This window comes from Streptomyces sp. B93 (genome assembly GCF_018070565.1).
Lineage (GTDB): Bacteria > Actinomycetota > Actinomycetes > Streptomycetales > Streptomycetaceae > Streptomyces.
The window spans coordinates 1-10,693 of record NZ_JAGPXL010000012.1; the positions used below are offsets into that span (position 1 = coordinate 1).

Annotated in this window: 8 protein-coding genes; 6 read left to right on the forward strand and 2 right to left on the reverse strand. The window is 72.2% G+C overall.

Annotation, left to right across the window (positions count from 1 at the left end; all coding sequences use genetic code 11):
• Positions 1-164 precede the first annotated feature (164 nt).
• From KBY47_RS14210 to KBY47_RS14220, 3 genes are all read left to right on the forward strand, one after another.
• On the forward strand, positions 165-1,088 hold the full coding sequence (locus tag KBY47_RS14210; protein ID WP_210921454.1) for an LLM class F420-dependent oxidoreductase: 924 nt from the start codon (positions 165-167) through the stop codon (positions 1,086-1,088).
• A 78-nt stretch (positions 1,089-1,166) separates the two neighbouring features.
• A complete protein-coding gene (locus KBY47_RS14215) occupies positions 1,167-2,630 on the forward strand; it encodes a 3' terminal RNA ribose 2'-O-methyltransferase Hen1 (protein WP_210921455.1) in 1,464 nt (487 codons plus the stop codon).
• Positions 2,627-5,170 (forward strand): polynucleotide kinase-phosphatase, encoded by a 2,544-nt coding sequence (locus tag KBY47_RS14220; protein ID WP_210921456.1) that lies wholly within the window; start codon positions 2,627-2,629, stop codon positions 5,168-5,170. The genes KBY47_RS14215 and KBY47_RS14220 overlap by 4 nt, the downstream gene beginning before the upstream one ends.
• A gap of 12 nt (positions 5,171-5,182) precedes the next feature.
• Here KBY47_RS14220 and KBY47_RS14225 read toward each other — a convergent pair whose 3' ends face one another.
• On the reverse strand, positions 5,183-6,484 hold the full coding sequence (locus tag KBY47_RS14225; RefSeq protein WP_210921457.1) for a cation:proton antiporter: 1,302 nt from the start codon (positions 6,482-6,484) through the stop codon (positions 5,183-5,185).
• Positions 6,485-6,773: 289 nt separating this feature from the next.
• On the opposite strand from KBY47_RS14225, the gene KBY47_RS14230 reads away from it, so the two are divergent.
• On the forward strand, positions 6,774-7,997 hold the full coding sequence (locus tag KBY47_RS14230) for an arginine deiminase (RefSeq protein ID WP_210921458.1): 1,224 nt from the start codon (positions 6,774-6,776) through the stop codon (positions 7,995-7,997).
• A 102-nt stretch (positions 7,998-8,099) separates the two neighbouring features.
• Positions 8,100-9,107 carry an ornithine carbamoyltransferase gene (gene argF / locus KBY47_RS14235; protein WP_210921459.1) on the forward strand — a complete coding sequence of 336 codons (1,008 nt, stop codon included), beginning with the start codon at positions 8,100-8,102 and terminating at the stop codon, positions 9,105-9,107.
• A 14-nt stretch (positions 9,108-9,121) separates the two neighbouring features.
• Here argF and KBY47_RS14240 read toward each other — a convergent pair whose 3' ends face one another.
• Positions 9,122-9,577: an ATP-binding protein gene (locus KBY47_RS14240; protein ID WP_210921460.1), complete on the reverse strand. Its 456-nt coding sequence runs from the start codon at positions 9,575-9,577 to the stop codon at positions 9,122-9,124.
• 281 nt (positions 9,578-9,858) lie between these two features.
• On the opposite strand from KBY47_RS14240, the gene KBY47_RS14245 reads away from it, so the two are divergent.
• On the forward strand, positions 9,859-10,686 hold the full coding sequence (locus tag KBY47_RS14245; RefSeq protein WP_210921461.1) for an enoyl-CoA hydratase family protein: 828 nt from the start codon (positions 9,859-9,861) through the stop codon (positions 10,684-10,686).
• Positions 10,687-10,693 lie beyond the last annotated feature (7 nt).

Sequence of the window (10,693 nt, forward strand, 5' to 3'; positions counted from 1 at the left end):
CCCGAGCACCGAGCCGACCCCCGGCCCCACCACCGCCGACCCCTCGGACTGCCCCACCCCGTCCCCGAGCCCGACGGCGACCCCGCCCGGGGACGAGCCGACCTGCGCGCCGGAGACGACCCCGGAACCGGAGGTGAGCTGAGCCGGCGTGCAGGATGGGGGGTATGGATCTCCGCATCTTCACCGAACCCCAGCAAGGCGCGACCTACGACACCCTGCTCACCGTCGCCAAGGCCACCGAGGACCTCGGCTTCGACGCCTTCTTCCGGAGCGACCACTACCTGAGGATGGGCGACACGGACGGTCTCCCCGGCCCCACCGACGCCTGGATCACCCTCGCCGGGCTGGCCCGGGAGACCAAGCGCATCCGGCTCGGCACCCTGATGACCGCGGCGACCTTCCGGCTGCCCGGCGTCCTCGCCATCCAGGTCGCACAGGTCGACCAGATGTCCGGCGGCCGGATCGAGCTGGGCCTGGGAGCAGGCTGGTTCGAGGAGGAACACAAGGCGTACGGCATCCCCTTCCCGGCGGAGAAGTTCGCCCGCCTGGAGGAGCAGCTGGAGATCGTCACGGGTCTGTGGGCGACCGAGCCGGGCGCGACGTACGACTTCCACGGCACGTACTACGACCTCACCGACTCGCCCGCGCTGCCCAAGCCCGCGCAGCGCAAGGTACCGGTCCTGATCGGCGGTCACGGCGCCACCCGCACACCCCGCCTCGCCGCTCGGTACGCCGACGAGTTCAACATGCCGTTCGCCTCCGTCGAGGACTCCGAGCGCCAGTTCGCCCGGGTCCGGGCCGCCGCCGAGAAGGCGGGCCGCAAGGGCGACGACCTGGTGTACTCCAACGCGCTCGTGGTCTGCGTCGGCAAGGACGAGCGGGAGATCGCCCGCCGCGCCGCCGCGATCGGCCGCGAGGTCGACGAACTGCGCACCAACGGCCTGGCGGGCACCCCGGCGGAGGTCGTCGACAAACTCGGCCACTACGCCGAGGCCGGATCACAGCGCGTCTACCTCCAGATCCTCGACCTCTCCGACCTGGACCACCTGGACCTGATCTCCTCGCAGGTGCAGTCGCAACTGTCATAACGCCACCGCGCGCGACGGCCGCCGTGACCACCGGAAAACCAGGTGGTCACGGCGACCACCTCTGGAACACTCGAGCACATGTTCCTGACCCTCACCACGACCGGCACGCCCGAACGCCCCGCCACCGATCTCGGGTTCCTGCTGCACAAGCATCCTGAGCGGGTGCAGGCGTTCTCCACCTCCTACGGCACGGCGCACGTCCTCTACCCCGAGGCGCGCGTCGAGCGGTGTACGGCGGCGTTGCTGCTGGAGGTGGACGCGGTGGCGCTGGTCAGGCGTGGGAAGGGGAAGGGCAGGGGCGGCGCGCCGGATGCGGCGCTCGGGCAGTATGTCAACGACCGTCCGTACGCGGCCTCCTCGTTGCTCGCCGTGGCGCTGAGCGCCGTCTTCTCCACTGCGATGCGCGGCGTGTGCAAGGCCCTCCCCGAGCGTGCCGGGCAGCCGTTGCCGCTGCGTGTCGAGGTGCCCGCGCTGCCCGCCCGCGGCGGCGCCGCCCTCGTACGGCGGCTGTTCGAGCCGTTGGGCTGGACGGTGGGCGCGGAGCCGGTGCCGTTGGACACCGAGTTCCCGGAGTGGGGGGACTCCCGGTACGTGAGCCTCGCCCTGGAGTCGGAGGAGTTGACGCTCGCCGAGGCGCTGCGCCATCTGTACGTCCTGTTGCCGGTGCTCGACGACGCCAAGCACTACTGGGTCGCGCCCGACGAGGTCGACAAGCTGCTGCGGGCGGGCGAGGGCTGGCTGCCGGGCCACCCGGAGCAGAAGCTGATCACCAGCCGGTACCTGTCCCGGCGCTGGTCGCTGACGCGGGAGGCGATGGAGCGGCTTGAGCTGGTGCGGCTGGCCGAGGCCGATGACAGCGACGTCGAGGAGATCGACAACGCCGTCGAGGACGAGACCGAGGCCGAGGAGAAGCCGACCCCGCTCGCCGTGCGGCGCCGGGACGCGATCATCGCCGCGCTGGGCGCCGCCGGTGCCGCCCGGGTGCTCGACCTGGGCTGCGGCCAGGGGCAGTTGGTGCAGGCGCTGCTGAAGGACGCCCGGTTCACCGAGATCGTCGGCGTGGACGTGTCGATGCGGGCGCTGACCATCGCCTCCCGGCGGCTGAAGCTGGACCGCATGGGGGAGCGGCAGGCCGCCCGGGTGAAGCTCCTCCAGGGCTCCCTCGCCTACACCGACCGTCGTCTGAAGGGGTATGACGCGGCCGTGCTGAGTGAGGTGATCGAGCATCTCGACCTGCCCCGGCTGCCCGCGCTGGAGTACGCGGTGTTCGGTGCAGCCCGCCCCCGCACGGTCCTCGTGACCACCCCGAACGTCGAGTACAACGTCCGCTGGGAGTCCCTTCCCGCCGGGCACGTCCGGCACGGCGACCACCGCTTCGAGTGGACCCGCGCCGAGTTCCGGAACTGGGCGAGGGCGGTCGCCGGACGGCACGGGTACGCCGTCGAGTTCGAGCCCGTCGGCCCCGACGACCCCGAGGTGGGCCCGCCCACCCAGATGGCCGTGTTCATCCTCGAGACCGTGAAGGAGGCGAAGGCAGCGTGAACCAGTCGCCGCCCGGGCGTGTCCTGCCCGTCACCGACCTCTCCCTCGTCGTGCTCGTCGGCGCCTCCGGCTCCGGCAAGTCCACCTTCGCCCGCAGGCACTTCAAGCCCACCGAGGTGATCTCGTCGGACTTCTGCCGGGGGCTGGTCTCCGACGACGAGAACGACCAGGGCGCCACCAAGGACGCCTTCGACGTCCTGCACTACATCGCGGGCAAGCGCCTCGCCGCCGGCCGCCGGACCGTCGTCGACGCCACCAGCGTCCAGCAGGACGCCCGACGCCAGCTGATCGACCTGGCCAAGCGGTACGACGTGCTGCCCATCGCCATCGTCCTCGACATCCCCGAGCAGGTGTGCGCCGAGCGCAACGCGGGCCGCTCCGACCGCGCGGACATGCCGCGCCGGGTCATCCAGCGGCACATCCGTGAACTCCGCCGCTCCATACGCGGCCTGGAGCGCGAGGGCTTCCGCAAGGTGCACGTCCTGCGCGGGGTGGAGGAGGCCGAGCACGCCACCGTCGTCACCGAGAAGCGCTTCAACGACCTCACCCACCTCACCGGCCCGTTCGACATCATCGGCGACATCCACGGCTGCGCGTCCGAACTGGAGGCGCTGCTCGGCAAGCTGGGCTACACCGACGGCGTCCACCCCGAGGGCCGTACCGCCGTCTTCGTCGGCGACCTCGTCGACCGCGGCCCGGACAGCCCCGGTGTGCTGCGCCGTGTGATGTCCATGGTGAAGTCGGGTAACGCGCTGTGCGTGCCGGGCAACCACGAGAACAAGTACGGCCGCCACCTCAAGGGCCGCAGGGTCCAGCACACCCACGGACTCGCCGAGACCATCGAGCAGATGGAGTCGGAGAGCGAGGAGTTCCGCGCCGAGGTACGGGAGTTCATCGACGGCCTCGTCAGCCACTACGTCCTGGACGGCGGACGCCTCGTCGTCTGCCACGCCGGTCTGCCGGAGCGGTACCACGGCCGCACCTCGGGCCGGGTCCGCAGCCACGCCCTGTACGGCGACACCACCGGCGAGACCGACGAGTTCGGGCTGCCGGTGCGCTACCCGTGGGCGGAGGAGTACCGGGGCCGGGCGGCCGTGGTGTACGGGCACACACCCGTGCCGGAGGCGAGCTGGCTGAACAACACCATCTGCCTGGACACCGGCGCCGTCTTCGGCGGCAGGCTGACCGCGCTGCGCTGGCCGGAGCGCGAACTGGTCGACGTACCGGCGGAGCGGGTCTGGTACGAGCCGGTGAAGCCGCTGCGCGGCGAGGCGCCCGGCGGGCACGACGGACGGCCGCTGGACCTGGCGGACGTGCACGGGCGCCGGGTGGTGGAGACCCGCCACCAGGGCCGGGTGGGCATCCGGGAGGAGAACGCGGCGGCGGCCCTGGAGGTGATGAGCCGCTTCGCCGTCGACCCGCGGCTGCTGCCGTACCTCCCGCCGACCATGGCGCCCACGCCGACATCGCACGTCGACGGGTACCTGGAGCACCCGGCGGAGGCGTTCGCGCAGTACGCGGCGGACGGGGTCGCGCGGGTCGTGTGCGAGGAGAAGCACATGGGTTCGCGGGCGGTGGTGCTGGTGTGCCGGGACGCGGAGACCGCGGCGAAGCGTTTCGGCGTGGACGGTGGCCCCACCGGGTCCCTGTACACCCGTACCGGCCGTCCCTTCTTCGACGACGACTCCGTCACCGAGGAGGTCCTCGGCCGTGTCCGCACGGCGATCGGCGAGGCGGGCCTCTGGGAGAAGCTGGAGACGGACTGGCTGCTGCTCGACGCGGAGCTGATGCCGTGGTCACTGAAGGCGTCCGGGCTGCTGCGGTCGCAGTACGCCGCGGTGGGCGCCGCGTCCGGGGCCGCGTTCCCGGGCGCGCTGGCCGCGCTGGAGGGCGCCGCCGCCCGCGGTGTCGACGTGGGCGCCCTGCTGGCCCGGCAGCGGGAGCGGGCGGAGGCGGCGAGCGCGTTCACCGACGCCTACCGGCGCTACTGCTGGACCACGGACGGCCTGGACGGCGTCCGCCTGGCACCGTTCCAGATCCTCGCCGTCCAGGGCCGCAGCCTCGCCGCCCTCCCGCACGACGAGCAGCTCGCCCTCCTCGACCGCCTCGTCGAGCACGACACCACCGGTCTGCTCCAGACCACCCGGCGCCTGTACGTCGACACCGGTGACCCCGAGTCGGTGGCGGCCGGTGTCGACTGGTGGCTGGAGATGACCGGCCGGGGCGGCGAGGGCATGGTCGTCAAGCCGCTCGACGCGCTGGTCCGGGGGCCGGAGGGCCGCCTGGTGCAGCCCGGCGTCAAGTGCCGGGGCCGCGAGTACCTGCGGATCATCTACGGCCCCGAGTACACGCGCCCGGACAACCTGGAGCGCCTGCGCAAGCGGTTCCTCAACCACAAGCGGTCGCTGGCGGTCCGGGAGTACGCGCTCGGTCTGGAGGCCCTCGACCGGCTGGCGGACGGCGAACCGCTGTGGCGGGTCCACGAGGCGGTGTTCGGGGTGCTGGCCCTGGAGTCGGAGCCGGTCGACCCCCGGCTGTGAGCCGCCGCCGGTTCAGTCGGCCCGTGCCGTGGACGCGGGCCGGCCGGGCTCGGTCCGGGTGTGCGCGGGCAGCGGCTCCCGTGGTGGGCGGGCGAGGCGGCGGACCAGGTGCAGCAGGGGCTGGGTGAGGAGCGTGGTGATCAGGGCCATGAAGACCAGCACGGTGTAAAGGGGAGTGCTCAGCAGTCCCGCGTACAGTCCCGCGTTCAGGGCGATCAGCTCGGTCAGGCCTCGGGCGCTCAGCAGCACCCCGACGGTCCGCGCGTCGTCCCGGTCGAGCCCGCCGAGCCGGGCGGCGGCCGTACCGGCGCCCACCTTGGTCACCACCGCCAGCACCGTCACCACGGCCAGGGTGACCCACCCGGCACCGTCGATGCCGGTGAGGACGACGGACTGTCCGGACAGCACGAAGAAGAACGGCAGCAACAACTGCCCCACCTCGTGCAGCGGCCGGACCAGGTCCGGATCGAGGGTGCCGCCCGCCTCGCGGGGCACCACCACCCCGGCGAGCAGCGCACCGAAGATCACGTGCAGTCCCAGCGAGTGCGTCACCCACGCCGAGCCGAGCGCGAACCCGAGGAGCAGCGCCAGCCGCAGTGAGGGCTCCACCCGGGGCCGCCACAGCAGTCGCCGCAGCAGCGGCCGGGCGCACAGCAGCATCACGGCGGTGAAGCCGACGGCGAGCACCGCCCGCCAGGCCCAGCCGAGCCCCCGTCCCTCGCCGCCGTCCAGCAGCGTCCCGGCGAGCACGGTCCAGCCGAGCACGTCCAGCAGCCCGGCGGCGGAGACCGCGACCACCCCGGGCACGGTCGGCGCCAGCCCGTTCTCCCGCACGATGGCGGTCAGCACCGGCACCGCCGTGATCGACAGCGCGACCCCCGCGAACACCACCATCGAGGGCGACAGGTCCCGGGGCATGCCCAGGCCGTGCAGCCAGTCCCGGAACAGCAGCGCACAGCCGCCGCCGACGGCCATCGGCACCAGGAACGCGGCCAGCGCCACCGTCACCGCCGTACGCGCCCGGTCGCCGAGGAGCCGCAGATCGAGTTCGTAGCCCACCCCGAACAGGAACACCACCAGCGCGAATTGCGCGAACCCGGTCAGCGCCGGGCCGATCCCGGCGGGGAACAGGACGTCGTGGGCGTCGGGGGCGAGCGCGCCGAGCAGGGTCGGGCCGAGCGCGATGCCCGCGGTCAGCTGGCCCACGATGTACGGCTGCCGCAGCCGCCGGGCCAGCCAGCCCCCCGCGTGGGCGGCCACCAGGATCACGGCCGACGCCCCCACGAAGTGGCTGATCAGCACCTCAGGGCTCACGCGCCCTCCCCCCACCGCCCGGTTCGTCCCGTCGAGCGTAGGAGCGGCGGGGCCCGCTGTGAGGTCTCATCGACCGTCGTACGGGGAGCACGGGCCGACGGCCGTCATGATCCCCGGGCGACGGGATGCACACCCGCGGCCCCGATGCGCCCGAGGGGCGCGGGCCCTGCCTGATACAGCGGGCCCGCCTGATACGACGGGCCTTGCCTGATACGACGGGCCTTGCCTGATACGACGGGCCTTGCCTGATACAGGGGTGAACAGGCGCCCGATTGGTCAGGATGGAGGCATGGCATTCCACGTGGACTCCGAGGCCGGGCGGCTGCGCCGCGTCATCCTGCACCGCCCGGACCTCGAGCTGAAGCGGCTCACCCCGAGCAACAAGGACGCCCTGCTCTTCGACGACGTGCTCTGGGTGCGCCGGGCGCGTGCGGAGCACGACGGCTTCGCGGACGTCCTGCGCGACCGCGGGGTGACGGTGCACCTCTTCGGTGACCTGCTCACCGAGTCCCTGGACATCCCGGCGGCCCGCGCCCTGGTCCTGGACCGGGTCTTCGACGAGAAGGAGTACGGCCCCCTCGCCACCGACCACCTGCGCGCCGCCTTCGAGGCGCTGCCCGCCCGGGAGCTGGCGGAGGCGCTGGTCGGCGGGATGACCAAGCGGGAGTTCCTGGAGGGGCACGCGGAACCGGCGTCCGTGCGCTTCCACGTCATGGAGCTGGACGACTTCCTGCTCGACCCGCTGCCCAACCACCTCTTCACCCGGGACACCTCCGCGTGGATCTACGACGGCGTCTCCATCAACGCGATGCGCTGGCCCGCCCGGCAGCGCGAGACGGTGCACTTCGAGGCGATCTACCGGCACCACCCGCAGTTCCGCGACGAGGGCTTCCACCTGTGGTCGGAGGGGCAGGCCGACTACCCCTCCACCATCGAGGGCGGCGACGTCCTGGTCATCGGCAACGGCGCCGTCCTCATCGGCATGAGCGAGCGGACCACCCCGCAGGCCGTGGAGATGCTGGCGCACAAGCTGTTCGCGGCGGGCTCCGCGCGGACCATCGTGGCCCTCGACATGCCCAAGCGGCGGGCGCTGATGCACCTGGACACGGTGATGACGATGGTCGACGGCGATGTCTTCACCCAGTACGCGGGGCTCGGCATGCTGCGCTCGTACACCATCGAGCCGGGCGCCGGGGACAAGGAGCTGAAGGTCACCGACCATCCGCCGGAGCACATGCACCGGGCGATCGCCGCGGCGCTCGGGCTGAGCGAGATCCGGGTGCTGACCGCCACACAGGACGTGCACGCCGCCGAGCGGGAGCAGTGGGACGACGGCTGCAACGTGCTCGCCGTCGAGCCGGGCGTCGTGATCGCCTACGAACGCAACGCGACCACCAACACGCATCTGCGCAAGCGGGGCATCGAGGTGATAGAGATCCCCGGCAGCGAGCTGGGACGGGGCCGGGGCGGACCGCGCTGCATGAGCTGCCCGGTGCAGCGGGACGCGGTGTGACGACCCGGTCGTGGGCCTGTGCATGAAGGGGACCCTGTATATAAATGCCGATGTTCGTATAGACTTCCAAGGTCTCTGTCCCTGCACCCCCGGAGCCCTCTCATGGCGACAGTCCCGACCGCCCTCACCGGCCGCCACTTCCTCAAGGAGCTGGACTTCACCGCGCAGGAGTTCCGCGGCCTGATCGAGCTGGCCGCCGAGCTGAAGGCCGCCAAGAAGGCCGGGACCGAGACGCCGTACCTGCGCGGGAGGAACATCGCGCTGATCTTCGCCAAGACCTCCACCCGTACCCGCTGCGCCTTCGAGGTCGCCGCCGCCGACCAGGGCGCCGCCACGACCTACCTCGACCCCTCCGGCTCACAGCTCGGCCACAAGGAGTCCGTCAAGGACACCGCCCGCGTCCTCGGCCGGATGTTCGACGCCATCCAGTACCGGGGTGACGAGCAGTCGGCCGTCGAGGAGCTGGCGGCGTACGCGGGCGTCCCCGTCTACAACGGCCTCACCGACGACTGGCACCCCACCCAGATGCTCGCCGACGTCCTCACCATGACCGAGCACAGCGCCAAGCCGCTGACCGGGATCGCCTTCGCCTACCTCGGCGACGCCCGCTTCAACATGGGCAACTCCTACCTGGTCACCGGCGCCCTGCTCGGCATGGACGTACGCATCGTCGCCCCGAAGTCCTACTGGCCCGCCCAGGAGATCGTCGACCGCGCCCACCAGCTCGCCGAGGGGAGCGGCGCCCGGATCACCCTCACCGAGGAGGTGGCCGAGGGCGTACGGGGCGCCGACTTCGTCGCCACCGATGTGTGGGTGTCCATGGGGGAGCCCAAGGAGGTCTGGGACGAGCGGATCACCGCCCTCGCGCCCTACGCCGTCACGATGGACGTCCTGCGTGCCACCGGCAACCCCGACGTGCGGTTCCTGCACTGCCTGCCCGCCTTCCACGACCTGGGCACCAAGGTCGGCAGGGAGCTCCACGAGAGTCACGGCCTGAACTCCCTGGAGGTCACCGACGAGGTCTTCGAGTCGTCCCACTCGGTCGTCTTCGACGAGGCGGAGAACCGCCTGCACACGATCAAGGCCGTCCTGGTGGCGACACTCGCCTGACCGGGGCCGACCGCCTACGCCGGACGCGTCCGCTGGTGCGGTACGACCGGCAGCCGGAACCACACCGCCTTGCCGGTCCGGGTGGGGCGGTGCCCGCAGGACGAGCTGAGGGTGCGGATCAGCAGCAGGCCGCGCCCATGCTCCTGCCAGGGGTCGGGCGCGCCGCCCGTGGGGCGGGTGAGGTCGCCGGGCGGCGCCGGGTCCGGGTCGTGCACCTCGACCTGGCAGCCGGTCGGCAGCAGCTCCACCACCAGCTCTAGCGGCGTCCCGCCCCTGGTGTGCTCCACGGCGTTCGCGACCAGCTCCGCCGTCAACAGCTCCGCGGTGTCGCTGTCGGCCCCGTGCTCCAGCTCCGCCAGCGCCGTACGGACCAGGGCGCGCGCCACCGGCACGGCCGCGGCGGAATGCGGCAGCGCGATGCGCCAGGAGGCGGAGGCGGAGGGGCGTTCGTGCAAGGTGAGTCCGTTCATGGCAGCAGGCCGTCCTGCTTTCAGTACGACGAATGGTACGGCGCCACCCGCCGAGACGGCTCGACGGGCACCGGGCGCACCGGCGACCTACCCCGCTGAACGGCCGGTCTCGCCCGCCTGAGCCCGCTGTTACGACGTTATGGACATCCGGTGACCGTGTGACGGAGGAGACGCCGCGTCCTCCTCGCTGTATCGCGCACTCGTGACGACAGTCACAGATCGGTGATAACTTCGGTGCACAGAGCGCAGTGAGACCGTGACCGCCGAGGAGGCCGCACGTCATGAGTCCCTTCACCGGCTCCGCCACCCGCACCCCCCGCTGGCGTCACCTGCGCGTCGACCACGACGGCCCCGTCGCCACCGTCACCCTCACCCGCCCCGACAAGCTCAACGCCCTCACCTTCGGCGCCTACGCCGACCTGCGCGACCTGCTCACCGAGCTGTCCCGGGAACGGGCGGTGCGCGCCCTGGTGCTGGCCGGGGAGGGGCGCGGCTTCTGCTCCGGCGGCGACGTCGACGAGATCATCGGCGCCACCCTGTCCATGGACACCGCCCAGCTCCTCGACTTCAACCGGATGACCGGCCAGGTCGTCCGCGCCGTACGGGAGTGCCCCTTCCCGGTGATCGCCGCGGTGCACGGCGTCGCCGCGGGCGCCGGGGCGGTCCTCGCCCTCGCCGCCGACTTCAGGGTGGCCGACCCCACCGCCCGCTTCGCCTTCCTCTTCACCCGTGTCGGCCTCTCCGGCGGCGACATGGGCGCGGCCTACCTGCTGCCCAGGGTCGTCGGCCTCGGCCACGCCACCCGCCTGCTGATGCTCGGCGAACCGGTCCACGCCCCCGAGGCCGAACGCATCGGCCTGATCTCCGAACTGACGGACGAGGGCCACGCCGACGAGACCGCCCGCGTTCTGGCCCACCGTCTCGCCGACGGCCCGGCCCTGGCCCACGCCCAGACGAAGGCCCTGCTGACGGCGGAACTGGACATGCCCCTGGCGGCCTCCATCGAACTGGACGCCGCGACCCAGGCCCTGCTGATGCACGGCGAGGACTACACGGAGTTCCACCGAGCCTTCCAGGAAAAACGCCCCCCGAAATGGCGGGGACGGTGAGCATGGC